The sequence below is a fragment of the Cellulosimicrobium sp. XJ-DQ-B-000 genome (assembly GCF_031119065.1).
In the GTDB taxonomy this organism is placed as follows: Bacteria; Actinomycetota; Actinomycetes; order Actinomycetales; family Cellulomonadaceae; genus Cellulosimicrobium; species Cellulosimicrobium funkei.
The window spans coordinates 113363-138706 of sequence record NZ_JAVHYN010000003.1 but is presented as its reverse complement, the minus strand read 5'-3'; the positions used below and the strand labels follow the sequence as shown (position 1 = coordinate 138706).

Here is a 25344-nt window from a genome sequence, read left to right as displayed (position 1 = left end):
CGTCAGCCCTCGCCGAGGCGCGCGAGGAACAGCGCCTCGCCGACCGCGAGGTTCTCGATCTCGCTGGGCGCGACCGACTCGTTCGGCGCGTGGATGAGGCACGCGGGCTCCTCGACGCCGAGGAGCACGATCTCCGCGTCCGGGTACTGGCCGGCGAGCACGTTGCACAGCGGGATCGAGCCGCCCTGGCCCGCGGTGACCGTCTCGCGCCCGTACGCGTCCGCGAGCGCCCCCGTGAGCGTGTCGAACACGTGCCCGCTCGTGCGCGCCGCGAACGGCTGCCCGACGGCGTCGCGCTCGACCCGAACGCGCACCCCCCAGGGCGCGTGGGCCTCGAGGTGCGCGACGAGCTTGTCCTGCAGGTCCTGGGCGTCGGCGCCGGGCGGTACGCGCAGGTTGAGCCGCGCCGAAGCGCGCGGCTGGATCGCGGCCGCGGAGCCGACGACGCTCGGCGCGTCGATCCCGAGGATCGTCACGACGGGCCGCGCCCACAGCCGGTCGGCGACGCTGCCGGTCCCGACGAGCCCGACGCCGTCGAGCACGCCCGCGTCGCGGCGGAACTGGTCCTCGTCGTACGCGACGCCGTCCCACGTGCCGTGCGCGACGGCGGGCGGCACGCCGTCGATGGTCGTGTCGCCGTGCTCGTCGCGCAGGCTCGCGAGGATCGCGACGAGAGCCGCGAGCGCGTCGGGCGCGGCGCCTCCGAACATGCCGGAGTGGATCTCGCCCTCGAGCGCCTCGACGTGCACGACGACGTTCGCCGCACCGCGCAGGGTCACGGTGAGCGTCGGGAGGCCGAGCTCGGCGTTGCCGGTGTCCTGGACGAGCATCGCGTCGGCCGCGAGCGCCCCGGGGTTCGCCTCGACCCACCGGTCGAGGCCGCCCGTGCCCTGCTCCTCGGAGCCCTCGACGACGAGCCGGACCCCGACGGGGAGGTCGTCGCCGCCGAGCGCGCGCAGGGCCCGCAGCGCGGTGAGGTGCGTGACGACGTTCCCCTTGCAGTCCGCGGCGCCGCGCCCGTAGAGGCGACCGTCGCGCTCGGTGAGCTCGAAGGGCGGGCTGGTCCACGCCGCGTCGTCGAGGGGCGGCTGGACGTCGTAGTGCGCGTAGAGCAGGACGGTCGGCGCGCCGTCGGGCCCGGGACGGTGGCCCAGGACGACCTGCGACCCGTCGGGCGTGACCTCCAGGCGCGTGTCGATCCCCTCCGCGCGGAACGCGTCGGCCACCCAGCGCGCGGCGCGCTCGCACTCGGCGCGGGGGTAGAGGCGCTCGTCGGCGACGGACGGGATGGCGACGAGCGTGCGCAGGTCGTCGAGCGCGCGCGGCAGGAGGCCCTGCACGGCGGCGCGCACCTCCTCGACGTGCCCGGTGGCGTCGGGTCGTGCTCCGGTGCTCGGCTGGCTCACGCGTCCTCCTCGGTCGTGGTTCCGGTGGTGGCGTCGGTGCCCTCGCCGCCCTGCTCGGTGGTGCGGCCGGGGTCGAGGTCGAGCGAGTCCACGTACGCGTCGAACGCGGCGAGCTGGTCGGGGCAGTAGACCTCGATGACGAGCCGGTCGCCGGCGAGCCGGCGCTCGTCGAGCACGGAGGGCCGCAGGCCGGGGCCGGCGGCCCCGTTCGCCGCGCCGAGGTTGGCGGTCGCCTCGACGAGGGCGGCCGGGTCGGCGCAGAAGCCGCCGCCGTCGTCGCCGAGGACGTCGGCGATCGTCTCCTCGCTGAAGGCGGTGATCCCGATCGCGGCGAACTGCTCGTGCAGCTCGGCCGCCTTCTGCTCGGCCTCGCGCGCGTCGCGGTTCGACCGCACGTTGTCGAACATGATCAGCATGACGGCGCCGAGGGCGACGAGGAGCAGCGCGGCGGCGGTGTACGTGACCCACCGTTTCGACGAGACCGGCTCGGGCTCGTGCTCGGGGACGTGGGAGGGGCGGGTCGTAGTCATGCCGCGTCCCCCTCCCCCGCCTCGTCCGCCGCCGCGAGCGCCGCGGCCTCGGGGTCCTTCCAGGACGGCTTGCGCAGCAGGTAGAAGAGCGCCGGGACGAGGATGCCGATGATCCCGAGGCCGCCACCGACGATCAGCACGTAGACGCCCACGTTCCCGCTGGAGAACTGCGCGGGCGGCACGAACCCGATGATCATCGCGGCCACCGAGGCGCAGAACCCGACGACGCACAGGAGCGTCAGCGCGGGCGCGCGGTAGCCGCGCGGGTGGTCGGGTGCCCGACGGCGCAGCCGCACCGCCGCGACGAACAGCAGCAGGTACATGACGAGATACACCTGCGTCGTGATGACGGACAGGATCCAGTAGGCGCTCGAGACGTCGGGGATGAAGGCGTACAGGAGCGCGATGCCGGTCGTGATGACACCCTGCGTGACGAGGATGTTCTGCTGCACGCCGTGCTTGTTGAGCCGCTGCAGGAACGGCGGCAGGTAGCCCTCCTCGCGCGCGACCGTGAGCAGGCCCTTCGACGGCCCGGCGAGCCAGGTGAGCATGCCGCCGAGCGACGCCGCGATGAGCATGAGGCCGAGGATCGGCGTCAGCCAGCTCACGCCGAAGTTGGCGAAGAACGCGTCGAACGCCTGCATCACCCCGGCGGTCAGGCTGAGCTGGTCGGCGGGGATCACCCAGCTGATCGCGACGGCCGGGAGGATGAAGATCACGAGGACGAGCCCGATCGCCAGGAACATCGACCGCGGGAACTCCGTCGCCGGCCTGCGCAGGCTCGTCACGTGCACCGCGTTCATCTCCATGCCCGCGTACGACAGGAAGTTGTTGACGATGAGCACCAGCGACGCGAGCCCGGTCCAGGCCGGGAGCAGGTGCTGCGCGTCCATCGGCGCGGCCGACGGGTTGCCCTGGGCCAGGAAGACGACGCCGAGCACGACGAGGATCGCGGCCGGGACGAGCGTCCCGATGACGAGGCCCCAGCTCGACAGCCCCGCGACCGTCTTGGTGCCCTGGGAGGAGAGCCACACGCCCGTCCAGAAGAGCACGACGATGACGATCGCCACGTAGAGCCCGTTGCTCGCGAGGCTCGGGTTGATGACGTAGGCGAACGTGCTCGCGACATACCCGAGCAGGCTCGGGTAGTAGAAGATCGTCATCGCGAACTGGCACCAGATCGCGAGGAACCCGAGCGGCTTCGACACGCCGTCCGCGACCCAGCGGTACACGCCGCCCGACCACCCCGACGCCAGCTCGGCCGACACGAGCGACGTCGGGAGCAGGAACACGAGCGCCGGGACCACGTAGAGGAACACGGCCGCGAGGCCGTAGACCGCCATGGTCGGCGCGGCGCGCAGGCTCGCGACCGACGACGTGATCATGAACGCGAGCGTGAGCCACGTGATGTAGTTCTTCGGTGTCCGTGCCGTGATCGCCGCGCGCACCTCAGCGTGCGTCGGCGCGCCCGTGGACGAGCCCATCCCCCACCCCCGAAGCCGTGACCCCGCCGGGGCCGACCGGGACGGCGCGCGGACGGCGCGTCGTCGGAACACCGCGAACATATCGCCGCGACGCAGGTCGCGCCTGGGGAGTCGTCCGGGGCACGGCCGGGTCGCGGACCGGGCGCCGCACCAGCGCCGAACCGTCTCGGGGCGGCGCGGGCGCGGTGATACGTTCGCGAGGCGGCCCGTCCCGCGCAGCGCGAGGGCCATGACGACGACACGGACGACCTCAAGGAGCAGCGGTGAAGATCCTCGTGCCCGGCACCATCGCCCTCGACGTGCACGCGGGCCCGGACGACGAGGTCGTCGTGTACGACGCCGCGGCCCCGTTCCGCCCCGAGGACGCCGACGCCGAGGTGCTCGTGGTGTGGGGCGGCTCCGCGGAGAACCTCGCCGACGCCGCGGCGCGGCTCCCGCGCCTGCGCTGGGTCCAGACGCTCGCCGCGGGCCCCGACGCCGTGCTGGCCGCCGGGTTCGGGCCGGACGTGACGATCACCTCCGGCCGGTCCCTGCACGACGGCCCCGTCGCGGAGCACGCGCTCGCGCTGGTCCTCGCCGTCGTGCGCCGGCTCGACGTGCTCGGGGCGGCGCAGCGCGAGCACCGGTGGGACACCGCGGTGAACCAGGCGCAGGCGGACCCGGCGACGGCCGCGCGCTACACGCTCGACGGCGCACGCGTGACCGTGTGGGGCTTCGGCTCGATCGCCGCCCGGCTCGCGCCGCTGCTCGCGGCGCTCGGCGCCGACGTGACGGGCGTCGCGAGCCGCCGCGGCGAGCGGCACGGCTTCCCCGTCGTGACCGACGACGACCTCCCCGACGTGCTCGCCTCGACCGACGTGCTCGTCTCGCTCCTGCCCGCCCTCGACACGACGCGGCACGCGTTCGACGCCGCGCGGATCGACCAGCTCCCCGACCACGCGGTCTTCGTCAACGTCGGCCGCGGCGCCACGGTCGACGAGGACGCGCTCGTCGCCGCGCTGCACGACGGGCGCCTCGGCGGCGCCGCGCTCGACGTCACCGGGTCCGAGCCCCTGCCCACGGAGTCGCCCCTGTGGGACGCGCCGCGCCTGGTCCTCACGCCGCACGTCGCGGGCAACCGGCCCCAGCGCGCGTCCGAGCTCGTCAACGCCAACCTCGACGCGCTCCGCGCGGGCCGCGAGCTCCGCAACGTCGTCCCCCGCTGAGTGCATGGCATCGTCGCGTCGGGTGGGCCCGGACGCGACTTTTTCCTGCACTCAGCGGGGACGCTTCCGGGGTCTACCAGCGGCCGTTGCGGGGCCGCGGCTGGCACCGCGGGCACGTGTACGACGACCGGTTCATGAACTCGTCGCGCCGGACGGGCGTGCCGCACCGGGGGCACGGCTCGCCCTCCTGCCCGTACACGGCGAGCGACCGCGAGAAGTAGCCGGACTGCCCGTTCACGTTGACGTACAGCGCGTCGAAGCTCGTGCCGCCCTGCGCGAGGGCCTCGGTCATGACCTCGGCCGCCGCGTCGAGCAGGCGGTGCGCCTCGGGACGGCGCAGCGTGTCCGTCGCGCGGGCGTAGTGCAGCCGGGCGCGCCACAGCGCCTCGTCCGCGTAGATGTTGCCGACCCCGGACACGACGGTCTGGTCGAGCAGCGCGCGCTTGACGCCCGTCCGACGACGCCGGATCGCGTCCACCACGTCGCCGCGCCGCAGCGACGGGTCGAGCAGGTCCCGGCCGATGTGCGCGACCGGCGCCGGGACCGCGGCGAGGTCGGAGCCGAGGCCGCCGGGGGCTCCGTCGGGCGTCGGGACGAGGTCCTGGACGGACAGGTGCCCGAACGTGCGCTGGTCGACGAAGTCGAGCGCCTGCGCACCGTAGGCGGTGCGGTCGTCGTGCTCCAGCACGACGCGCACCCGCAGGTGCGGCGAGCGGTCGGCGAGCGCGACGCCGGAGCGGACGAGGAGCTGGCCCGACATCCCGAGGTGGGCCAGCAGGGCGGCGGCGGGGCCGTCGACGGACCCGGCGGCGGGCTCGAGCGGGAGCCAGAGGAACTTGCCGCGGCGCACCGCGGCGCCGAGCCGCTGGCCGAGCAGCTCGTCGCGGAAGCCCGCCGGCCCGCCCTCGTGGCGCCGCACGCTGTAGTCGCGCAGCACCTCCACGTCGACGACGCGGGCGCCCACGACGTGGCGGGCGAGACCGTCACGGACGGTCTCGACCTCGGGCAGCTCAGGCACCGGCGTCCTCGGCGGCGACCGGCGAGGCCGCGGACGCCGCCTCGCGCTCGGCCTGCTCCGCCGCGAGCGCGCGGTACGCGCGCTCCGCGGCCTCCTGCTCGGCGTACTTCTTCGCCGTCCCGCTGCCCGTGCCGTAGAGGCGGCCGTCGAGGTGCACGTACGACGTGAAGACCCGCGCGTGGTCCGGGCCGACGGCGTCGCTCGAGTACGACGGCGCGCTCAGCCCGGCCGCGGCCGCGGCCTCCTGGAGCGACGTCTTCCAGTCGAGCCCGGCGCCCAGACCGGCCGCCGCCGACAGCGTCGGCTCGACGAGCCCGAGCACGAGCCCGCGGGCAGGCTCCAGGCCGTGGCTCAGGTAGACCGCGCCGATGATCGCCTCGACCGTGTCGGAGAGGATCGAGTCCTTGTCGTTGCCGCGCGTGCGGATCTCGCCCTTGCCGAGCAGCACGTACTGCCCCAGGCCGAGCCGGCGCGCGATCGCGGCGAGCGACTTCTGCGAGACGGTCGCGGCCCGCATCTTGGCGAGCTCGCCCTCGGACAGGTCGGGGTGGCGGCGATAGAGGGTCTCCGTGACGACGAGGCCCAGGACGGTGTCACCGAGGAACTCGAGACGCTCGTTCGTGGGGATGCCGCCGTTCTCGTGCGCGAACGACCGGTGCGTGAGCGCAAGCACGAGAAGCTCGGGGTCCAGATGGACCCCGAGCTTCTCGAGAAGACCGGATGCCGGTGCAGCCGGTGCCACGCGCCTCAGCCTGCGTGCTCGGTGCGCAGCGCCTCGGCGTACTGGCGGCCCTTGTAGGTACCGCACGTCGGGCACGCCGCGTGCGACAGCTTGTCGCCCTTGCACTGCGGGCAGGTGGTGAGGTTCGCGGCGGTCGTCTTCCACTGCGAACGACGCGCACGGGTGTTGCTGCGCGACATCTTGCGCTTCGGAACAGCCACGGCTAGCTCTCTTTCGTCTCGTCGGACACGTTCGAGGTGTCGAACATGCTCTCCAGCGCCGACCAGCGAGGGTCGACAAGTTCGTGGGTGTGGCCCGGGTCGTCCGCCAGGCGCGCACCGCACTCGGAGCACAGCCCCGGGCAGTCCGCTCGGCACACCGGACTGAATGGTAGTGCAGTGACGACCGAATCCCGTAGCGCGGGCTCGATGTCCGCGAGGTCGCCGTCCAACTCGTAGACGTCCTCGGCGTCCTCCAGGTCGTCGCCCGACTCCTCGGCGGCCTTCGCGCGCTCCGGGTAGGCGAACAGCTCGCCGAGCTCGACCGAGACGTCCTCGTGCACCGTGTCGAGGCAGCGCACGCACTCCCCGACCGCGCGCCCCGTCACCGTCCCGGAGACGAGCACGCCCTCCATGACGGCCTCGAGACGCAGGTCGAGCTCGAGCTCGCTGCCCTCGGGGATGCCGATGACGGCGGTCCCGAGGTCGGCCGGCGCGGGGACGGTCCGGCGGACCGTCAGCATGCTCCCGGGTCGCCGACCGAGCTCGTGCGTGTCGAGCACGAGCGGCGACGTCTTCTCGGCGGTGATGGTGCGCTCCAGGATCGGAGCCCGCAGGCGTGGGCGCCCGCGGACGGTGGTCAACGATGGTCGGGGGCCGGCGACCGCTCGACGGCGGCTGCCAGGCGCGGGTCGACGCGTGACGCGACGAGCCAAACATCGATCTTACGTCACCGGACGCCGTGGTCGCCACCTTCGCGGCGCCGACCACGACGGTGGTCGGGCCCGGCGACCGGCACGCCCGTCAGCGGGCCGCGCGCTCCCCGCCGCGCTCGCGCATCGTCGCCGGGAACGGCGACTCGTCGGCGTCGCCGAAGCGGTCGCCGAGCCGGTCCGCGAGCTTCGCCCGGCCGGCCTGGACCTGCGCGAGGAGCTTGCCGAGGTCCACCTCGAAGTCCGCGAGCCGCCGGTCGCAGTAGTCGTCGGCGTCGCGCTGCAGCACGGCAGCCGCCTCCTGCGCCTCGTCGACGATGTCGCGGGCGCGCGCCTCCGCCTGGACCACCACCTGCTCCGTCTGCACGAGCTCGATCGCCCGGGCGCGCGCCGTCGTGAGGATCTCCTCCGCCTGCCGGTGCGCGTCCTCGAGCACGGCGTCCGCCTGCGCGAGCACCTCGTCCGCGTGCGCGAGCTGCTCGGGCAGCGCGCCCCGCAGCTCGTCCAGGAGCGCGAGGGCGTCGCCCTTGTGCACCAGCACCGACGCGGACATCGGCATCGTGCGCGCCGACTCGACGAGGTGCGTGAGGTCGTCGAGGATCGCGTTCAACCCGACCTGCGCCTCCTCGCCCGCGCGGTCGTCGTGCGTCGGCCGTCGGTCCTGCTGCTCGCTCACGTACCCGGTCCTTCCCGTCGTGCTCACCTGCTGGTCCCCTGCGTCCGTGCCAGCGCCGCCCGGACGGCGTCGCCCACCCCCGGCGGGACGAGGTCGTCCACCGGTCCCCCGTACCGCGCGATGTCCTTCACGAGCGACGACGCGACGTGCAGGAGCGCCGCGTCGCCCGCGACGAACACCGTCTCGACCCCCGCGAGGTGCCGGTTCATGAGCGCCATCGGCAGCTCCGCGTCGAAGTCGGCGCCGCCGCGCAAGCCCTTGACCACCGCCGTCGCACCGACGTCGCGGCAGAAGTCGACGAGCAGCCCCGGCACGACCTCGACCCGGACGCCGTCCAGCCCCGCGTCCCGCACCGCGGACCGCGCGAGGTCCACGCGCTCGTCGACGCTCAGGAGCGCCGACTTCGACGCGTTCCGCGCGACGCCGACGACGACCTCGTCGAAGAGGGCGCGCGCACGGCGGACGATGTCGAGGTGGCCCAGGGTGATCGGGTCGAACGACCCGGGACAGACGGCTGTGGTCACCTCGTCACGGTAGTACACGGGGGCCGCTGGACCCGGGCGGCGCGGCCGGGCGCGCGCCGACCGGCGTCGGGCGCGACGATGGTCGACGTGACCACCCCCGCCGTCGTCCCGCTCACCGACCCCGCACTGCTGCGCTCGCTGCACCGCGACGTCCTCGTGCCGTCGTTCCCGCCGGCCGAGCTCGTCGACGAGCAGGAGCTGCTCGACGCCCACGCGAGCGGGCGGCTGCGCAGCCTCGGCGTCGTCGAGGAGGGCCGCGTCGTCGCCGGCGTGGTCGGCGAGTGGTTCGCCGACGCGCGCGTCCTCCTCGTGCTCTACCTCGCGATCGCCCCCGGACGCCGCGGCGGCGGCGTGGGCCGTCGTCTCGTCACCACGGCGCTCGACGACTGGCGCGCGCTCGACCCGCTCGTCGTCGTGGGCGAGGTCGAGCACCCCGCGCACCACACGGGCAGCGAGGCCCACGGCGACCCGGTCGCGCGGCTCCGGTTCTACGCGCGCCTCGGGGCGCGCGTCCTGGCGCTCCCCTACTTCCAGCCCGGCGACGGCCCGGGCGGCGAGCGCGTGCCCGCGCTCCTCCTCGTGTCGTTCCCCCTCGGTCCGCACGCCGCCGGCGACGACGTCCCGGCCGCGCCGCTGCGCGCGTTCCTCGCGGAGAACCTCCGCGAGAGCGAGGGCACGGTCGCCGACGACGCCGCGACCCGCCGCCTGCTCGACGCCGCGGGCGGGGACAGCGTCCGCCTCGTCGACCCGGACGACCCCGCCGCCCTCGCGACCGTGCCCGTCGGCACCCTCGCCCCGGCCGAGACCCGAGCCCCGACTGCCTGAGCCCCCGGTCCCGCGGACGCCCCCACCGACCAGGCGGTCCCGGCAGGCCGAGCAGGCGGTCCGGGTGCGTCAACCGACCCGGACGAGCCAGAACCACCTGGTCGACGGGGACGTGGGGCCGGATACGGGTGGGCGGCGGGCTATGCGTCGTCGGGGAGCTCCGGGCCGACGAAGAACACCGCGGTCTCGCCGTAGTCCTTGTGCGCGACGAGCTCCCAGCCGGCGGGCCACGTCGGCTCGGGCGTGCGCGTCGAGCGCTCGACGACGACGACGGCGGCCGGGTCCAGCACGCCGGGCACGGCGAGGTGCGCGAGGACGCGCTCGAGCGCCTCGGCCGTCACGTCGTAGGGCGGGTCCACGAGCACGAGGTGGAAGGGGCCGTGGCCCGCACGCCCCCGGGACGACGCACCGGCCGCTCCGGCCGCGTCCCCGGCCGCCGACCGCTGCGCCGCGGCCGCCGCCACGCCCGCGACGAACGCCTCGGCCGGCTGCGCGACGACGTGCACGTTCGACAGGCCGAGGGCGGCGACGTTGCGTCGTGCGACGTCGGCCGCGACCCGCGCGGAGTCGACGAGCGTGACGTCGGCCGCGCCGCGGCTCGCCGCCTCGAGGCCGAGCGCGCCGGAGCCCGCGTAGAGGTCGAGGACGCGCGCGTCGTCGACCACGCCGAGGTGCTCGAGCCGCGAGAAGATCGCCTCCCGCACGCGCTCGCTCGTCGGTCGCGTGCCGCGGGGCGGGACCTGCAGCGTGCGCCCACCGACTGTTCCCGCCACGATCCTCGTCACGTGCCCACCCTACGCAGACGCCGCGGCGCCCCGCCGTCACGCACGCTCGAGGAACTCCTCGCGCTCGGGGTCGAGCTGCTCGCGGATCGCGGCGGCGAGCGCCGGGTGGTCCGCGAGGTCCGGGTCCTGCGCGACGACCTCTGCCGCGTCCGCCCGCGCGGTCTCGATGACGTCCGCGTCCTTGACGACGCGCAGGAGCCGCAGGGAGCTCGCACGCCCCGACTGGGCGGCACCCAGGACGTCGCCCTCGCTGCGCAGCTCGAGGTCGACGGTGGCGAGCTCGAACCCGTCCGTCGTGCGCGCGAGCGTCTCGACGCGCGTCGCGGCGGGCGTGCCCGGCTGCGCGGTCGACACGAGCAGGCACAGCCCGGCGGCCGACCCGCGGCCGACGCGTCCGCGGAGCTGGTGGAGCTGGGAGATGCCGAACCGGTCCGCGTCGAGCACGACCATCGCCGTGGCCTCCGGGACGTCGACGCCGACCTCGACGACCGTCGTGGAGACGAGCACCTGGACGGCTCCCGACGCGAAGTCGGCCATCACGGCGTCCTTCTCGGCAGGCGGCATCTGGCCGTGCAGCACGCCGACCGTCAGCCCGGCGAGCCGCGGGTGGGCGCGCAGCTCCTCCGCGACCTCCAGCACGGCGCGCAGCGGCGGCCGCTCGACGGCGTCGGGCGCCTCGGGGTCGAGCAGGAAGTCCGGGACGTCGTCGAAGTCGTCGTCCCCCGTCCCGCCCGCGTCGGCGTCCGGCTCGTCCGGGTGGATGCGGGCGCACACCACGTACGCGCGGTGCCCGGCGTCGACCTCCTCGCGCACGCGTGCCCACGTCCGCTCCATCCAGGTGGGGTTCCCGGCGGGCACGACGTGCGTCGTGATGCCCGACCGCCCGGCGGGGATCTCCGTGAGCGACGACGTCTCGAGGTCACCGAACACGGTCATCGCGACAGTGCGCGGGATCGGCGTCGCCGTCATGACCAGCAGGTGCGGGGAGGTGCGCGCCTTCGCTCGCAGCGCGTCGCGCTGCTCGACGCCGAACCGGTGCTGCTCGTCGACGACCACCAGCCCGAGGTCGGCGAACTGCACGTTCTCGGAGAGCAGCGCGTGCGTGCCCACGACGATCCCCGCCGCGCCGCTCGCGGCGTCGAGCAGGGCCTCCTTGCGCGCGGCGGCACCGAGCGACCCGGTGAGGAGCGCGACGCGCGTCCCGTGCTCGCCGCCCCCGAGGAACCCGCCCTCGGCGAGCGGCCCGAGGAGCGCCCGCAGGGTCCGCGCGTGCTGCGCGGCGAGCACCTCGGTGGGCGCGAGGAGCGCCGCCTGGCCGCCGGCGTCGATCACCTGGAGCATCGCGCGCAGCGCGACGACGGTCTTGCCGGAGCCGACCTCGCCCTGGAGGAGCCGCTGCATGGGGCGCGCGAGCGCGAGGTCGGCGGCGATCTCCCGGCCCACCTCGCGCTGTCCCTGCGTGAGCGTGAACGGCAGCGCCGCGTCGAAGTCCGCGAGGATGCCCGGCTCGCCCTCCGGCCGGGGCGGGCGGGCGGTCGCGGGCTCGGCGGCGGCCCGCGCGCGCCGCTGCGCGAGCGCGGCCTGGAGGACGAACGCCTCCTCGTACCGCAGCCGGTCGCGACCGCGCCGCCACTGCTTCTCGTCGTACGGCTCGTGGACGTCGCGCAGCGCCTCGAGCCGGGTACCGAGCCCGCGCCTCTCGCGGACGGCGTCGGGCAGCGGGTCGGGGACGTCCTCCTCGCGCAGCGGGTCGAGGACGGTCCGCACGGCGGGCTGGATCTTCCAGCTCGGGATGCTCCCGCTCGCGGGGTAGATGGGGATGGGCCTGCTCGCCTCGAGGACGGCGCTCTCGGCGTCCTCGGCGTCGTCGTCCATGCCGATGATCTTGTAGTCGGGGTGCGTGAGCTGGCGCGTGCCCCGGTAGAGGCCGACGACGCCCGTGAACAGGCCGTGCCGCCCCGGCGCGAGCCGCTGCTCGTGGTAGCGCAGCACGTTGGGGCTCTTGGCGAAGAACGTGAGGGAGAGCTGCTGCGGGCCGTCCGTCACGATCGCCTCGAGGATGGCGCCCGCGCGGTTGCGCATGCGCCGGACGGTCGCGCTGCGGACCTGGGCGACGATCGTCACGTGCTCGCCGAGGGCGAGCCCGCCGAGGTCCGTGAGCCGGCCGGGATCACCGTAGCGGCGCGGGTAGTGGCGCAGCAGGTCGCCCACGGTCTCGAGGCCGAGCTTCGCGAGCGGCCCCGCGCTGCGCGTCCCGACGGCGCGGGTCAGCGGCTCGGCCAGCCGGTCCGTCATGCGCCCACCGCCTCGTCCGTGCCGTGGTGGACGACGGCGCCCTCCACGGCGAGCGCGACGGTGCCGCCGTCCCGGCCCGAGCGCAGGAGCACGAGCTCGGCCCCGGACCGGGCGGCCGCGGGGGCGAGCGCGTCGAGCGCCGGGAGGGGGACGTCGTCGTCCGCGAGGACCGTGACGACCTCGGCGGGACGCTCGAGCAGGCTCTCCAGCAGCCCGACGAGCCGGCGCGCGGCCTCGGGGCCGTCCGTCCCGGCCGCCGACGCCCGGGAGGTGCGCACCGTGGCGAGCGCGGACCGCACGGCGTCCACGCGTCCGGGGCCGTCGACCAGCTGGGCGGCGGCGAGCGCGACCGTCACGTGCAGGTCCGTCGGGGCCGGGAGCACCTCGAGCGACTCGACGCCGTCCTCGCGCAGGGCTGCGCGGAGCGTCGCGACGTCCTGCTCGGGGAGGTCGCCGCCGGGCAGCACCACGACGTGCGCCGCGCGCGCGTCGACGGCGACGCGGTGCAGCGCCGCGAGGTCGGGCGCACCGGGCTCGTCGCGCAGGAGCACGACGGCGCCCGCGCGCGCGAGGTCCGCGACGAGCCCTGGTGCGCTGGTCACCGCGACGAGCCCCGGCTCGTCGGACGGGGCACGGTCCGCCGTGGTGCCGCCCGCTTGCGCTCGGTGACCGTGCCCGTGCGCGCCCGGCAGGTGGCGCACGCGGACCTGCCGCAGCGCGACGAGCGCTCCTGCTCCCTCCCGCGAGGCGCGGCCCTGGGCGTCGGCGAGCACCGCCCGCCCGGCGACGACCGCGGCCATCGGGTCGTCGGTGTGGACGTGCGCCTGCCAGAGCCCCGACCCGTCCTCGCCCGCGCCGCCGACGACCACGACGGAGTCCCCGATCCGGGACAGGTCGGACCGCAGCCGCTCCCCCGGTCCCGTCGACGCGCCCGCGGCGTCGCGGAGGGCACCGCCCGGCAGGTCGACCACGTACATCACCTCGAACTCGCCCCCCTCGTGCGCGGCCTCGGTCCCCGACGCCGCCCCCGGGGACGACCCGGTGACCGGCGTCATGCCGGACATCATGCCCAGCACCTCCGACACGACCGGCGCGGGGGTCCCCGGTACCGCGCCGGGCTCGTCGAGGCGCGCGTCGACGAGCCCGCGGCCCGGCTCGTCGATCTGCGTGCGGCCCGATCCGCCGGTCCGCTCGTCGAGCGCCGCGACGAGCGCGCCGAGCACGAGCACGAGGCCGAGGGCCCCGGCGTCGAGCACCTGTGCCCGTGCCAGCGCGTCGAGCTCGTCGGTGCTGCGCAGCGCCGCCGCGCGGGCGCCGTCCCGCGCCGCCGCGGCGACGGCACCGGGCGAGGGGTCGCCGTCCGTGACCACGTCCGCGGCCGCGCGGGCCGCCGCGTCCGCCGCGGTGAGGATCGTGCCCGGCGCCGGGCGTGCGACGGCGCCCCGGGCCGTGCGCGCGGCGCGGTCCAGGCCGACGGCGAGCGCCGCCCCCGAGACCGTCCGGTGCTCGGCGAGCTCGAGCGCGAGCCCGCGCAGGTACTCGCTGAGGATGACGCCGGAGTTGCCGCGCGCGCCGACGAGCGCCCCGCGCGCGAGACGCACGAGGACGTCGCCCGCCCCGCCCGCTGAGCCCGCGGTGTCCGCCGTGCCCGCGGGCAGCGCCCGCACGGCGTCGAGCAGCGTGAGGTACATGTTCGTGCCGGTGTCCGCGTCGGCCACGGGGAAGACGTTCACGCGGTCGAGCGACGCGCGCGCCTGGGCGAGGGCGTGGACACCACCACGACCCCACGCGACGACGACGGCGGCGTCGACCACGTCGGCTCCGGGGCTCACGTCGGGACGGCTCCTCGTACGCTGGGGGACGGCCCGGCCGCGCGCGGCGGGTCGGACGACCCGGCGGTCGTCGGGACCACGGTAGTCAACCCGGCCCCCGGTCGTGTGGCGAGCCGCCCCGGGTCCGACGTGATCCGTGCGACGCGGACCCGGTTTGAGCTGAGGGCCTCGGATCGGCTACCCTGACGAGGTTGCCCGGGTGCTTCGCGCGCCCTCGACGTCGTCGAGGAGCCGCCGAGGGACACCGGGCCGGACACCCTACAGACCATTCAGGACGTCGCCGCTGCGTGCGCGACGTGCACGACGATCAGGAGAAACCGTGGCTGCCAACTGCGACGTCTGCGGCAAGGGCCCGGGCTTCGGGCACAGCATCTCGCACTCCCACATCCGCACGAAGCGCCGCTGGAACCCGAACATCCAGCGCGTGCGCGCCGTGGTCGCGGGGACGCCCAAGCGCCTCAACGTGTGCACCTCGTGCCTCAAGGCCGGCAAGGTCACCCGCCCCGCCTGAGTCGCGCGACTCCTCCACGAGAGCGCCCGCCGGTCCCCGGCGGGCGCTCTCGTCGTCTGCGGCCCCGGACGCCCGAGCTCCGAAGACCTCCTGAGGATCCGGACAAACGGGCTTGGTGTATCCCCGCCCGGGTGGCAGTCTTTGTTCATGGTGACGGAACTGAGCGAGGTAACGATCCGCCCGGCCGGCCCCGCGGACGCGCGCGCCATCGCGGCCGTGCACATCGCGTCGTGGCGCGGCGCGTACGCCGGCATCGTGCCGGACGAGTACCTCGCCTCCCTCGACCACGACCAGCGTGAGAAGCACTGGGTCCAGAGCCTCGGCACCGCCGGGGCGCGCACGTGGCTCGCCGACGCCGACGGCCGCACCATCGGCTTCGCCACCCTCGGCCCGGGTCGCGACGAGGACGCCGAGCCCGGGGACCTCGAGATCTACGCCATCTACCTCGACCCCGAGTCCTGGGGCCGCGGTGTCGCGCGCGACCTCATGCGCACCATGCTCGGCGAGGTGGGCCCCGGCACCACCGTCACGCTCTGGGTCCTCGAGGACGCCGAGCGTGCGCGCCGGTTCTACCGTCGGCACGGGTTCAGCCCGGACGGGGTCGAGCGCCGCGACGACATCGGCGGCAAGGACCTCACCGCCGTCCGCTACCGCCGGAGCTGACCCCCCGCTCAGGCGCGGAAGTGGTCCCACCCCGACGACCGGCGCGGCACCGCGCCGTCCAGGCGCACGCCCGGGCCGTCGTCGCCCGCGGGACGCACCGTGCCGAGCCGCCGGAACCCGGCCGGGAGCGGCGCCGCCGCGGGGAACGTGGCGAGCAGACCGTGGTCCTCTCCCCCGGACAGGACCCACCCGTCGACGAGCTCCACCCCGTCGTCCTCGCCCGCGAGCGCGGTGCCCGCGTCCCGCAGCCGGGCGCGGTCGGCGTCGAGCGCGCCCGGCTCCAGGTCGACGACGACGCCGCTCGCCCGCGCGACCCGACCCGCGTCCCGCAGCAGACCGTCCGAGACGTCCATCATCGCCGTGGCCCCGGCGTCGGCCGCGACCGGGCCCGCGGCGAGCGGCGGGTCGGGACGCAGGTAGGCGGCGACGAGCGCGTCGTCGACGTCCGCGCGACCGGCGTCGAGCAGCGCCAGGCCCGCGGCGGACCGACCGAGCGTCCCCGCGAGCGCGACGACGTCGCCCGCCCGGGCCCCGCCCCGCAGCACCGGCTCGCGTCCCTCCAGATCCCCGTGGACGGTCACGGCGACCACGACCTGGTCCCCTCCGGACAGGTCGCCGCCCACGACCGCGGCACCGAGCGGGGCGCACGCGTCGGCCAGCCCGCGCGCGAACCCGGTGACCCAGTCGACCGGCAGGTCGCCCGGCATGACGAGCGACACGACGAGCGCCGCGGGGCGCGCGCCCATGGACACGACGTCGGCGAGGTTCTGCACGGCGGCGCGCCGGCCGACGTCGTAGCCCGTCGACCAGCGCCGGCGGAAGTGCCGGTCCTCGACGAGGACGTCGGTGGACACGACGTAGCGGCCGTCGGGCGCGGCGACGACCGCGCAGTCGTCCCCCGGCCCGACGAGCGTCGAGGGGGCCGTGGGCAGCAGGGGGAAGATCCGGGCGAGGAGCGCCTCCTCGGGCACGTCGCGGACCAGCAGGGGCGTCTCGCTCACGCGGCCACCCTAGTCGCCGCCCGGGCGGTCACGGGCACCCGTCGCGGGCCGCTACGGTGGTCGCGTGCTCGACGTCGTCCCTCCCCGCTCCCCCTCCGCCCGTCCGGGATCGTCCCGGCCGTCCCGGCGCCGGCTCGTCCGCGCCCTGGCCGTCCCCGCGCTCCTGGGCGTCGTGGCCGCGACCGCCGCGTGCGCGCCGCGCATCGGCGTCCCCGTGGCGGACGACGCCCAGAACCCGCTGTGCGCGGACGTCGTGCTCGCGCTGCCCGACTCGCTGGGCGAGGACCTGCCGAAGGTCGGCACGACGAGCCAGGCCACGGCCGCCTGGGGCGAGCCGGGCGCCGCGGTGACGCTGCGGTGCGGCGTCGAGGTGCCCGGGCCCACGACGACGGCGTGCCAGAGCGTCGTGTCCGAGGGGGGCAGCGTCGACTGGCTCGTCGTCGAGGACGAGGGCACGTGGACGTTCACCACCTACGGGCGCGACCCCGCGGTGCAGGTCGTCGTCCCGCCCGCCGTGACGGAGGGGCACTCGACGTCGTTCATCGCGGACCTGGGCCGCGCCGTCATGGAGGTCCCGCAGACGCGCGCGTGCGTCGGGGTGGGCGACGTCGGCTGAGCCGCTGCCCGTCCCGGGCCTGCCTCCGGCCCGCCGCCCGCGCGGTCAGCGCAGGCCGGTGGGCCGCTCGAGCGCGAGCGCGACGAGCTCGTCGATGAGGTCGGGGTAGCTGAGCCCCGACTTCTCCCACATGCGCGGGTACATCGAGAACGGCGTGAAGCCCGGCATGGTGTTGATCTCGTTGACGACGACCCGCTCGTCGGGCGTGACGAACACGTCGACGCGCGAGAGGCCCTCCGCGCCGACCGCCTCGAACGTGCGCACGGCGATCTCGCGCACGCGCTCGACGAGGTGCTCCGGGAGGTCCGCCGGGCACGACAGCTCGACCCCGGCCTCGTCGAGGTACTTGGCCTCGAAGTCGTAGAAGTCGTGCTGCTCGCCCGTGACGACGATCTCCCCCGGCAGGGACGCGCGCGGCCGCGCTCCCCCGCGCCCGCCGAGGACGGCGCACTCGATCTCGCGACCGACGACGCCCGCCTCGACGACGACCTTCGGGTCGTGCTCCTGCGCTGCCGCGATCGCCGCGGGCAGGTCCGCGAGGTCGTCGACCTTGGAGATGCCAAGGCTCGACCCGGCGCGCGCGGGCTTGACGAAGACGGGCAGGCCGAGCGCGGCCACCGCCTGCGTCACCGTCTCCGGGTCGCGCTCGAACGCTCCCGGCTTGACGACGGTGTACGGCGCGATCGGCAGGCCCTCGCCCGCGAGCACGAGCTTCATGAAGTGCTTGTCCATGCCGACCGCCGAGGCGAGGACGCCCGCGCCCACGTAGCGCACGTCGGAGAGCTCGAGCATGCCCTGGAGGGTGCCGTCCTCGCCGTAGGGGCCGTGCAGGAGCGGGAAGACGACGTCCACCTCGCCGAGCACGCGCGGCACCTCGCCGGGCGTGAGCACGCGCAGGTCCCGGCGCCCGGTCGACAGCGGGAGGATGACCTCCTCGCCCGTCGGCTCGACCTGCGGCAGCCGGCCTGCCGTGATCTCCCAGCGCGACGGCTCGTCGGCCGCGAGGACCCACTCGCCCGACGGCGTGATCCCGACGGGGACGACGTCGTAGCGCGACCGGTCGATGGCGCGCAGGACGCCCGCGGCGGTCGCGGCGGAGATGGCGTGCTCGCCCGAGCGCCCGCCGAACAGCACGAGGACGCGGGGCTTGCGGGGGGCGCCGGTGGGGTGCTCGTCGGTGGACGGCACGGACCGGTCGGGGCTCTGGCTGGACATCGCCGACGACCCTACCGGACGCCTGCTCGCGCGCGGACGCGCGCCGGTGCGAGATCTCGGCGAGATCCCGGGAACGATCCGGGAGTCTCCGGCGTTGGGAGTGCCGTGGAAGACACGACTCTCGAGGCCCCCGCGGCCGACGACCCCGACCATAGTCCCGGCCGCACCGGCCCCGGCAGCGAGCGGACGCACCCACGCGTCCCCGTCGACCGCAGGGCGGTGCGGGCACGATGACGACCTTCCTCTCCCTCCTCCTCGGGCTCCTCGTGGTCCTCGCGATCACGGCGGCGACGGCCTACTTCGTCGCGCAGGAGTTCGCCTACATGACCGTCGACCGCTCCCGGCTGGGGGCCAAAGCGGAGGCCGGCGACGAGTCGGCCCGGCGCGCGCTCGCCGTGACCCGGCGCACCTCCTTCGTCCTGTCCGGCGCGCAGCTCGGCATCACGGTGACGGGCCTGCTCGTCGGCTACGTGGCCGAGCCCCTCATCGGGCAGTCGCTCGGCACCATGCTCGGCGGCGTCGGCGTCCCGACGGGTGTCGGGGTCGCGGTGGGCACCGTCCTGGCGCTCGTGCTGTCGACGATCATCCAGATGCTCTTCGGCGAGCTGTTCCCCAAGAACCTCGCCATCGCGCGGCCCGAGCCGCTCGCGAAGGGTCTGGCGCGCTCGACGTCGGCGTACCTCACGGTGTTCGGCTGGCTCATCGCGGTGTTCGACAAGGCGTCCAACGCGCTGCTGCGGATGCTCAGGATCGAGCCCGTCCACGACGTCGACAACACCGCGACCGCGCGCGACCTCGAGCACATCGTGGCCGACTCGCGCGAGAGCGGGAACCTGACCGACGAGCTGTCCGTGCTCCTCGACCGCGTGCTGGACTTCCCGCAGCGCGACGTCGAGCACGCGATGATCCCGCGCTCGCGCGTGGGGACCGTCCGGCCCGAGGCGACCGTCGCCGAGGTGCGCGAGCTCATGGCCCGCGCCCACACGCGCTACCCGGTGGTCGACGACACGGACCAGCCGCTCGGCGTCGTCCAGCTCGCCGACGTCCTCGCGACCGACCTGCCCGCGGACGCCCCCGTCACGGCGCTCATGCGCCAGGCCGTGGTGCTGCCGACGGCCATGACGCTCCCGGACGCCCTCGCGCAGCTCAACTCCACGCGCAACCAGCTCGCGTGCGTCATCGACGAGTACGGCGGCTTCACCGGCGTGCTGACCGTCGAGGACCTCGCCGAGGAGCTCGTCGGCGAGATCACCGACGAGCACGACCCCGAGCAGCCCGCCACGGTCACGGCCGAGGAGGACGGCGTGTGGGTCATGGGCGGCGACGTCCACGTCGACGAGGCGGAGCGCGCCCTCGGGCACGACCTGCCCCGCGGCGACCACGAGACGGTCTCGGGGCTCCTCATCGCCCAGCACGGTGCCCTGCCGCGCGCGGGCGACCAGATCGAGGTCCCGCTCCCGGACGACCCGGCCGACCTCGTGCACGACGAGCCGGTGCACCGCGCCCTCCTCGTCGACGTCCTGTCGGTCGAGCGGCACGTGCCGCGTCTCGTGCGCGTCCGGCTCGTCGAGCGGCGTGGCGACGTACCCGTCGACGTCGTCGGGCACCCGACCGCGCGCGAGGCAGCGCACCCGACCGACGCCGCGGAGGAGACCCGATGAGCAACCCCTGGGTCGTCGTCACGGCGACCGTCGCGATCATCGCGCTCAGCGCGTTCTTCGTCGCCGTGGAGTTCGCGCTCCTCGGTGCCAAGAGGCACCGCCTCGAGGACGCCGCGCCCACGAGCCGCGCCGCGCGCGCCGCGCTGCGCAGCTCGAACGAGCTCACGCTCCTCATGGCCGGCGCCCAGCTCGGCATCACCGCGTGCACGCTCGCGCTCGGTGCCATCACCAAGCCCGCCGTCCACCACTGGCTCACGCCCGTCTTCGAGACGTGGGGCGCGCCCCTGTGGGCCGCCGACGTCGCGGGCTTCGTGCTCGCGCTGATCGTCGTGACGTTCCTGCACCTCGTCGTCGGCGAGATGGCACCGAAGTCGTGGGCCATCGCCCACCCCGAGCGGTCTGCCACGCTCCTCGCGCTGCCGATGCGCGGGTTCATGTGGGCGTTCCGCCCGCTCCTGCGCTGGCTCAACGAGCTCGCGAACCGCTGCGTGCGGGCCGTGGGCGTCCAGCCGGTGGAGAACGTCGAGGGTGGCGGGCAGGACGCCGCGACCCTGCGGCACCTGGTCGAGCACTCGGCGAACGTCGGCGCGCTCGAGGCGTCGTACCGGGCGCAGATCTCGGGCGTGATCGAGCTCGAGACCCTCACGGTCGACGCGCTCGTGCCGGCCGGGAGCCGGCCCACGTCGGTCCCCGCCGACGCGACCGCGGCCGACGTGCGACGCGCGTCGGCCCGCTCGGGCCACCTGCGCATCCTCGTCCAGAACGGGAGCGTGGTCCCGAAGGTCGTGCACGTGCGCGACACGCTCCTCGAGCCGGACGAGCGGCTCGCCAAGGAGCTCGCGCGCCCCGGGTTCGTCCTGGAGTCCGGCACCACGGTGCACGCCGCGCTCGCGCGCATGCGCGAGTCGAGCGAGCAGCTCGCGGTCGTCATGGACGGCGAGCGGTTCGTCGGCGTCGTGACGCTCGCGGACGTCCTGCGCCGCATCCTCCCCCACCCGGAGGATCCGGTGCCCGTCCTCGTGGGCTGACGGCGGCCGCCGGCCGCCGTACGGTGGAGGGGCCCCGGCGACGCACGTCGCCGGGGCCCTTCCCCGTCCGCCCCTCCACCGTCCGTCCCGAGACCGAAGGCAGGCCATGCCCACGCCCGTCCCGTCCCCCGCCCCGTTCCCCACGCCGCGCACGCTGCTCTCCGACGAGCTGCTGGAGCAGATCCGCGGCCGGGCCGCGGGCTACGACCGCGACAACGCGTTCTTCACCGAGGACCTCGCGGCGCTCACCGAGGCCGGGTACCTGCGCGCGCTCGTGCCGGAGTCGTTCGGCGGCGCGGGCCTCACCCTGCGCGAGGTCGCGCACGAGCAGGCGCGGCTCGCGGGTGCCGCCCCCGCGACGGCGCTCGCCGTGAACATGCACCACGTGTGGACGGGCGTCGCGCGCTACCTCCACCTGCGCGGCGACGCGTCGCTCGACTGGCTGCTCGAGGACGCCGTCCGCGGGGGCGTCTTCGGGTTCGGGTACTCCGAGGGCGGCAACGACCTCGTGCTGCTCGGCTCGCGCACCGAGGCCCGCCCGGACGAGCGGGGCGGGTACACGTTCCACGGCCGCAAGATCTTCACGTCGAACTCGCCCGCGTGGACGCGGCTCGGCGTGCTGGGGCTCGACACCCAGTCGCGCGACGCCCCGCGCCTCGTGCACGCGTTCGTGTCGCGCGACGCCGGGGTCCAGGTGCTCGACGACTGGGACACGATGGGCATGCGCGCGTCGCAGTCGCGCTCCACGGTGCTCGACGGCGCGTTCGCCCCCGTCGAGCACGTCGTCCGGCGGCTGCCGCCAGGCCCGACCCTGGACCCCCTCGTCGTGGGGATCTTCACGACGTTCGAGACGCTGCTCGCGTCGGTGTACACGGGCATCGCGGACCGTGCGCTCGAGCTCGGCGTCGCCGCGGCCCGCCGTCGGACGTCGATGAAGAACGACGGCGCGCCGCTCTCCGAGGACCCGGACGTCCGCTGGCGCCTCGCCGACGCCGCGCTCGCGCTCGACGCCGTCTGGCCGCAGATCGACACCGTCGCGGCCGAGCTCGACGCCCTCGTCGACCGCGGCGCGGGCTGGTTCCGCGCGACCGCAGGGCTCAAGGTGCGCGCGACGGAGACGGCCAAGACCGTCGTCGACCAGATGGTGCGGGTCGCGGGCGGCTCGAGCTACTTCGCCGGCAACGAGCTCGGCCGTCTCTACCGCGACGTCCTCGCCGGGATCTTCCACCCGTCCGACGACGAGTCCGCCCACTCGACCGTCGCGCAGTCGCTCCTGGGCCCCCTCCCCTGACGCGGACCACCGGCCGCCGAGCAGGTGGTCCTGGCTCGTCCCGGCCGCACGACGCACCAGCACGACCTGCTCGGCCGACCGTGATCGCCTGGTCGCTCGGTCAGGGGGTGGTCGCCCGGGGCACTCGTCGGGCGGCCGGGCGTACGCTGCCGCCATGACCGACCCGCACGCCTCCGACGCCCTGTCCCCCGCGACCGTCGCCGTCGCCGCGGGACGCCCCGAGCGGTCGCAGGGCGCGCCCGTGAACCCCCCGATCGTGCTGTCCTCGACGTACGTGTCGCAGGGCGTCCAGCAGCCGGGCGAGCTCCTGTACACGCGGATGGACACCGAGACGTGGCACCCGTTCGAGGAGGCGCTCGCCGCGCTCGAGGGCGCGGAGCACCCCGGCGTGGTGTTCGGCTCCGGGATGGCGGCGATCGCCGCGGTGTTCTCGGCCGTGCCCGCGGGCGGGAAGGTCGTGCTGCCCCGCCACGCCTATCAGGTGTCGCTCGGCTTCGCGGACGACCTCGCGGCACGGGCCGGCGTCGAGGTCGTGCGCGTCGACGTCGCCGACACCGACCAGGTCGTCGCGGCCCTCGACGGCGCGTCGCTCCTCCTCGTCGAGTCCCCGACGAACCCCATGCTCGAGGTCGCCGACCTGCCCGCCCTGCTCGCGGCGGCGCGCGAGCGCGGGGTCCTGTCCGCGGTCGACAACACGTTCGCGACCCCGCTCGGCCAGCAGCCCCTCGCGCACGGCGCGGACGTCGTCGTGCACTCGGTGACGAAGTACCTCGCCGGGCACTCCGACGTCGTGCTGGGGGCGGCCGTCGCGCGCACGCCGGAGCTCACAGCCGCGCTGCGTGCCTACCGCACGCTCCACGGCTCGATCCCCGGGCCGTTCGAGGTGTGGCTCGCGCTGCGCGGCCTGCGCACGCTCGCCCTGCGCGTCGAGCGGTCCCAGCAGAACGCGGCGGAGCTCGCGCGCCGGCTCGCCGAGCACCCCGACGTCGTCGAGGTGCGGCACCCGAGCCTGCCCGACGACCCGGGGCACGAGCGCGCGACGCGCCTCATGACCGGGTACGGCTCGATCCTCGGGATGCGCCCGCGGGGTGGTGCCGCGGGCGCGGACGCCGTCGTCGCGGCGGTCCGGCTGTGGGTACCCGCGACGAGCCTCGGCGGCGTCGAGTCGAGCCTCGAGCGCCGACGCCGGTTCGCGACCGAGTCGCGCACGGTCCCGGAGGACCTGCTGCGGCTCTCGGTGGGCGTCGAGGACGTCGAGGACCTCTGGCGCGACCTGGACCGGGCGCTGCGCAGCGCGGTCGGCTGACGCGCGCCACCGCCCGGCCGCGCGGTGCCGCGGCGGCGGGTGCGTCGGTCCGGCTCCGCACCGTACGCTGCGACCCCTCAGAGCAGGTCGTTCTCCGCCTCCTCGAGGGGACCGCTCCACCAGGAGTCCGGCCCGGTCGCGGCGCGGTCGATGGCCCGCAGCCTCGTGCGGAGCGTCCGCAGTCGTGCCCGGTGCGAGGGAGCCCTGCGCCCGGACGGACGGGAGGGCGGGCGGATCTCCCCCGCACGGAAGGCACGCAGACGCTCCGCGGCCTGCTCGGCCGTCATCGTCGTCGGTCCGGGGGCAGGCTGCCCAGATCTCAGGTACTCCGCGAACGCCTCCAGGAACCCCTCGGTCGCCGCGCGGTCGCGGTTGAGGGGGGACGAGTCGCCCGTCGCGACGTCCCGCACCCAGGTCGACCCGTCCTCGTGCTCCACGACCAGAAGCTCTCCGTCGTGGACGACGCCGATCTCGCGGGCCCCGGGGTCGAGGTCGGTCCTCGCTGCCACCGGGTGCAGGCGGATACCGAACAGATGCTCGTCACGCACGCCCTGGATCCTCTCCGCGCAGGCCGCCACGGCCCGCGCACCACCACCTGTGGGTCACCGCACCCTAGCCCGCGTCGGGTCAGGTGCCGGGGAGTCGCGGCGGGACTGCTCCCGGGGGACGTAGAAGACCCCGCCGTCCAGGTCGACGTCGAACGGTCGGCCCTCCGCCGGACGCTGCACGATGTCGAGCCGCTGACGTTCCTTCTCCTCGGTGAGGTGCGTCCGGCTCGGCTGGAAGATCTCGACGATCTCGCCGAACATGCCGGACGACGCGCTCTCGCCCGCGCCCTCGGAGCGCCGGGCACGCGCCTCCGCACCGGAGGTGAAGCGGACGATCCCCACGACGACCAGTCCCGTGAGCGCGACCGCGAAGGACGCACCACCGATCCCCTGCAGCATCCCCCGAGGGTAGCGGCAGCCACCTCGTCAGGACAGGGTGCACGGTCCCCGAGACCGGGCTGTGACACGACCGTCGCCGGACCGTGGCCCGCCCGCCGCGCGCGCGTGACCTGGGCTTTCTAGGATCGACGGCATGACGACACGACGAGCGGTGCGGACGCGGCAGGCACGACCGACGGGCCGCGCGGTGCCCGGAGGACCGGCCGCCGTCGCCGGCGCGGTCCTCGTCCTCGCCCTCGCGGCGTGCAGCCCGGGCGGGTCGGACGAGTCGCCCTCGCCGTCGAGCACCGCGACGAGCGCGTCGCCCAGCCCCACCGACTCCCCGAGCACCACCCCGGAGCCCGGCGCCGAGCCGTCCGACGGCGCGTCCACGCCGTCGGACGACGCGACGGAGGCACCGCTGCCGTTCCCCGCGAACACCGAGCCGGACACGCAGGACCCGTCCGCGGACGCCGCGCTCACGGTGACGGACGTCCGGGTCGGGCACCACGACGGGTTCGACCGGGTCGTCTTCGAGCTCGGCGGCACGGGGACGCCCGGGTGGCGGGTCGAGTACGTGGACCAGCCGACGGACGACGGCAAGGGTGACGTCGTCGCGGTCGACGGCGACGCCTATCTGCAGGTCATGATCTCCGGCTCGGGGTACCCCATGGACACCGGGGTCGAGGAGTACGCGGGCCCCAACCCCGTCCGGGCCGGGGACGACGGCGAGGTCGAGGAGGTGCTGCTGCGCGGCGTGTTCGAGGGGTACACGCAGGCGTTCGTTGGGGTCGACGACGAGCGGCGCCCGTTCCGGGTGTTCTCGCTCGAGGACCCGACCCGCGTCGTCGTCGACGTCCGCGACGACGGCTGACGGCCCCACTCGGCAGGCCG

26 protein-coding genes are annotated in these 25344 nt (G+C 75.4%); 10 read left to right on the top strand and 16 right to left on the bottom strand.

Features of this window, described 5'->3' with window-relative positions; genetic code table 11:
• Positions 1 to 2: 2 nt before the first annotated feature.
• Genes RDI86_RS06755 through RDI86_RS06745 form a run of 3 tightly spaced genes read right to left on the bottom strand, consistent with a single transcriptional unit; the run spans position 3 to position 3420 of the window.
• Positions 3 to 1406, bottom strand: a complete 1404-nt coding sequence (locus RDI86_RS06755; RefSeq protein WP_086151155.1) for a dipeptidase — start codon at positions 1404 to 1406, stop codon at positions 3 to 5.
• Positions 1403 to 1936 carry a hypothetical protein gene (locus tag RDI86_RS06750; protein WP_061266802.1) on the bottom strand — a complete coding sequence of 178 codons (534 nt, stop codon included), beginning with the start codon at positions 1934 to 1936 and terminating at the stop codon, positions 1403 to 1405. The genes RDI86_RS06755 and RDI86_RS06750 overlap by 4 nt, the downstream gene beginning before the upstream one ends.
• The gene (locus RDI86_RS06745; protein ID WP_082774226.1) at positions 1933 to 3420 is read right to left on the bottom strand and encodes an APC family permease; all 1488 of its coding nucleotides are present in this window, start codon (positions 3418 to 3420) and stop codon (positions 1933 to 1935) included. The genes RDI86_RS06750 and RDI86_RS06745 overlap by 4 nt, the downstream gene beginning before the upstream one ends.
• 263 nt (positions 3421 to 3683) lie before the next feature.
• Between RDI86_RS06745 and RDI86_RS06740 the strand changes: the two genes are divergently transcribed.
• Complete coding sequence (locus tag RDI86_RS06740; protein ID WP_163187125.1) at positions 3684 to 4625, top strand: NAD(P)-dependent oxidoreductase; 942 nt, start codon at positions 3684 to 3686, stop codon at positions 4623 to 4625.
• Between the two features lie 73 nt (positions 4626 to 4698).
• On the opposite strand, the gene mutM is transcribed toward RDI86_RS06740, so the two are convergent.
• From mutM to coaD, 6 genes are all read right to left on the bottom strand, one after another.
• Entirely contained in the window at positions 4699 to 5643 is a 945-nt protein-coding gene (gene mutM, locus RDI86_RS06735; RefSeq protein WP_308820997.1) for a bifunctional DNA-formamidopyrimidine glycosylase/DNA-(apurinic or apyrimidinic site) lyase, read from the bottom strand.
• Complete coding sequence (gene rnc / locus RDI86_RS06730; protein ID WP_051028283.1) at positions 5636 to 6385, bottom strand: ribonuclease III; 750 nt, start codon at positions 6383 to 6385, stop codon at positions 5636 to 5638. The genes mutM and rnc overlap by 8 nt, the downstream gene beginning before the upstream one ends.
• 5 nt (positions 6386 to 6390) lie before the next feature.
• Positions 6391 to 6585 carry a 50S ribosomal protein L32 gene (rpmF, locus tag RDI86_RS06725; RefSeq protein ID WP_021482203.1) on the bottom strand — a complete coding sequence of 65 codons (195 nt, stop codon included), beginning with the start codon at positions 6583 to 6585 and terminating at the stop codon, positions 6391 to 6393.
• A gap of 2 nt (positions 6586 to 6587) precedes the next feature.
• Positions 6588 to 7106, bottom strand: coding sequence for a DUF177 domain-containing protein (locus RDI86_RS06720; protein WP_163187270.1), 519 nt, complete (start codon positions 7104 to 7106; stop codon positions 6588 to 6590).
• 280 nt (positions 7107 to 7386) lie between these two features.
• Positions 7387 to 7971 (bottom strand): hypothetical protein, encoded by a 585-nt coding sequence (locus RDI86_RS06715; RefSeq protein WP_241005736.1) that lies wholly within the window; start codon positions 7969 to 7971, stop codon positions 7387 to 7389.
• A 23-nt stretch (positions 7972 to 7994) separates the two neighbouring features.
• A complete protein-coding gene (coaD, locus tag RDI86_RS06710; protein ID WP_031315746.1) occupies positions 7995 to 8495 on the bottom strand; it encodes a pantetheine-phosphate adenylyltransferase in 501 nt (166 codons plus the stop codon).
• Positions 8496 to 8582: 87 nt separating this feature from the next.
• Between coaD and RDI86_RS06705 the strand changes: the two genes are divergently transcribed.
• A complete protein-coding gene (locus RDI86_RS06705) occupies positions 8583 to 9320 on the top strand; it encodes a GNAT family N-acetyltransferase (RefSeq protein WP_308820996.1) in 738 nt (245 codons plus the stop codon).
• Between the two features lie 140 nt (positions 9321 to 9460).
• Here RDI86_RS06705 and rsmD read toward each other — a convergent pair whose 3' ends face one another.
• The 3 genes from rsmD to RDI86_RS06690 are packed head-to-tail and all read right to left on the bottom strand — an operon-like array spanning position 9461 to position 14232.
• Positions 9461 to 10105: a 16S rRNA (guanine(966)-N(2))-methyltransferase RsmD gene (gene rsmD / locus RDI86_RS06700; protein ID WP_168944351.1), complete on the bottom strand. Its 645-nt coding sequence runs from the start codon at positions 10103 to 10105 to the stop codon at positions 9461 to 9463.
• 36 nt (positions 10106 to 10141) lie between these two features.
• Positions 10142 to 12400, bottom strand: a complete 2259-nt coding sequence (gene recG, locus RDI86_RS06695; protein WP_061266808.1) for an ATP-dependent DNA helicase RecG — start codon at positions 12398 to 12400, stop codon at positions 10142 to 10144.
• A complete protein-coding gene (locus tag RDI86_RS06690; protein ID WP_308820995.1) occupies positions 12397 to 14232 on the bottom strand; it encodes a DAK2 domain-containing protein in 1836 nt (611 codons plus the stop codon). Before RDI86_RS06690 ends, recG begins: the two co-directional genes overlap by 4 nt.
• Positions 14233 to 14551: 319 nt before the next feature.
• Here RDI86_RS06690 and rpmB point away from each other — a divergent pair, with 319 nt between their 5' ends.
• Positions 14552 to 14743, top strand: coding sequence for a 50S ribosomal protein L28 (gene rpmB / locus RDI86_RS06685; protein WP_024840757.1), 192 nt, complete (start codon positions 14552 to 14554; stop codon positions 14741 to 14743).
• 147 nt (positions 14744 to 14890) lie between these two features.
• The gene (locus tag RDI86_RS06680) at positions 14891 to 15406 is read left to right on the top strand and encodes a GNAT family N-acetyltransferase (protein WP_021483587.1); all 516 of its coding nucleotides are present in this window, start codon (positions 14891 to 14893) and stop codon (positions 15404 to 15406) included.
• A gap of 8 nt (positions 15407 to 15414) precedes the next feature.
• Here the strand turns inward: RDI86_RS06680 and RDI86_RS06675 are convergent, their stop codons facing one another.
• Positions 15415 to 16407: a thiamine-phosphate kinase gene (locus tag RDI86_RS06675; RefSeq protein WP_308820994.1), complete on the bottom strand. Its 993-nt coding sequence runs from the start codon at positions 16405 to 16407 to the stop codon at positions 15415 to 15417.
• 64 nt (positions 16408 to 16471) lie between these two features.
• Between RDI86_RS06675 and RDI86_RS06670 the strand changes: the two genes are divergently transcribed.
• Positions 16472 to 17023, top strand: coding sequence for a DUF3515 family protein (locus RDI86_RS06670; protein WP_232322537.1), 552 nt, complete (start codon positions 16472 to 16474; stop codon positions 17021 to 17023).
• A 45-nt stretch (positions 17024 to 17068) separates the two neighbouring features.
• On the opposite strand, the gene RDI86_RS06665 is transcribed toward RDI86_RS06670, so the two are convergent.
• Complete coding sequence (locus RDI86_RS06665; protein ID WP_061266811.1) at positions 17069 to 18238, bottom strand: D-alanine--D-alanine ligase family protein; 1170 nt, start codon at positions 18236 to 18238, stop codon at positions 17069 to 17071.
• A gap of 230 nt (positions 18239 to 18468) precedes the next feature.
• On the opposite strand from RDI86_RS06665, the gene RDI86_RS06660 reads away from it, so the two are divergent.
• The 4 genes from RDI86_RS06660 (at position 18469) to RDI86_RS06645 (ending at position 23524) form a co-directional block, all read left to right on the top strand.
• Entirely contained in the window at positions 18469 to 19899 is a 1431-nt protein-coding gene (locus RDI86_RS06660; RefSeq protein WP_082774222.1) for a hemolysin family protein, read from the top strand.
• Entirely contained in the window at positions 19896 to 20927 is a 1032-nt protein-coding gene (locus tag RDI86_RS06655) for a hemolysin family protein (RefSeq protein ID WP_308820993.1), read from the top strand. Before RDI86_RS06660 ends, RDI86_RS06655 begins: the two co-directional genes overlap by 4 nt.
• Before the next feature lie 106 nt (positions 20928 to 21033).
• Positions 21034 to 22218 carry an acyl-CoA dehydrogenase family protein gene (locus RDI86_RS06650; RefSeq protein ID WP_051028164.1) on the top strand — a complete coding sequence of 395 codons (1185 nt, stop codon included), beginning with the start codon at positions 21034 to 21036 and terminating at the stop codon, positions 22216 to 22218.
• A gap of 154 nt (positions 22219 to 22372) precedes the next feature.
• The gene (locus RDI86_RS06645) at positions 22373 to 23524 is read left to right on the top strand and encodes a PLP-dependent aspartate aminotransferase family protein (protein WP_168944347.1); all 1152 of its coding nucleotides are present in this window, start codon (positions 22373 to 22375) and stop codon (positions 23522 to 23524) included.
• A gap of 77 nt (positions 23525 to 23601) precedes the next feature.
• On the opposite strand, the gene RDI86_RS06640 is transcribed toward RDI86_RS06645, so the two are convergent.
• Positions 23602 to 24072, bottom strand: coding sequence for a hypothetical protein (locus RDI86_RS06640; RefSeq protein WP_308820992.1), 471 nt, complete (start codon positions 24070 to 24072; stop codon positions 23602 to 23604).
• A gap of 54 nt (positions 24073 to 24126) precedes the next feature.
• Positions 24127 to 24471, bottom strand: a complete 345-nt coding sequence (locus tag RDI86_RS06635) for a DUF6191 domain-containing protein (RefSeq protein WP_009863042.1) — start codon at positions 24469 to 24471, stop codon at positions 24127 to 24129.
• 133 nt (positions 24472 to 24604) lie between these two features.
• Between RDI86_RS06635 and RDI86_RS06630 the strand changes: the two genes are divergently transcribed.
• Positions 24605 to 25324 (top strand): hypothetical protein, encoded by a 720-nt coding sequence (locus RDI86_RS06630; protein WP_206153646.1) that lies wholly within the window; start codon positions 24605 to 24607, stop codon positions 25322 to 25324.
• Positions 25325 to 25344 lie beyond the last annotated feature (20 nt).

Coding starts and splice junctions, on each gene's coding strand:
- RDI86_RS06750 (WP_061266802.1), bottom strand. CDS start 1,936: ATGACTACGACCCGCCCCTCCCACGTCCCCGAGCACGAGCCCGAGCCG.
- RDI86_RS06745 (WP_082774226.1), bottom strand. CDS start 3,420: ATGGGCTCGTCCACGGGCGCGCCGACGCACGCTGAGGTGCGCGCGGCG.
- RDI86_RS06720 (WP_163187270.1), bottom strand. CDS start 7,106: ATGCTGACGGTCCGCCGGACCGTCCCCGCGCCGGCCGACCTCGGGACC.
- recG (WP_061266808.1), bottom strand. CDS start 12,400: ATGACGGACCGGCTGGCCGAGCCGCTGACCCGCGCCGTCGGGACGCGC.
- RDI86_RS06680 (WP_021483587.1), top strand. CDS start 14,891: ATGGTGACGGAACTGAGCGAGGTAACGATCCGCCCGGCCGGCCCCGCG.
- RDI86_RS06665 (WP_061266811.1), bottom strand. CDS start 18,238: ATGTCCAGCCAGAGCCCCGACCGGTCCGTGCCGTCCACCGACGAGCAC.
- RDI86_RS06660 (WP_082774222.1), top strand. CDS start 18,469: ATGACGACCTTCCTCTCCCTCCTCCTCGGGCTCCTCGTGGTCCTCGCG.
- RDI86_RS06655 (WP_308820993.1), top strand. CDS start 19,896: ATGAGCAACCCCTGGGTCGTCGTCACGGCGACCGTCGCGATCATCGCG.
- RDI86_RS06650 (WP_051028164.1), top strand. CDS start 21,034: ATGCCCACGCCCGTCCCGTCCCCCGCCCCGTTCCCCACGCCGCGCACG.
- RDI86_RS06645 (WP_168944347.1), top strand. CDS start 22,373: ATGACCGACCCGCACGCCTCCGACGCCCTGTCCCCCGCGACCGTCGCC.
- RDI86_RS06635 (WP_009863042.1), bottom strand. CDS start 24,471: ATGCTGCAGGGGATCGGTGGTGCGTCCTTCGCGGTCGCGCTCACGGGA.
- RDI86_RS06630 (WP_206153646.1), top strand. CDS start 24,605: ATGACGACACGACGAGCGGTGCGGACGCGGCAGGCACGACCGACGGGC.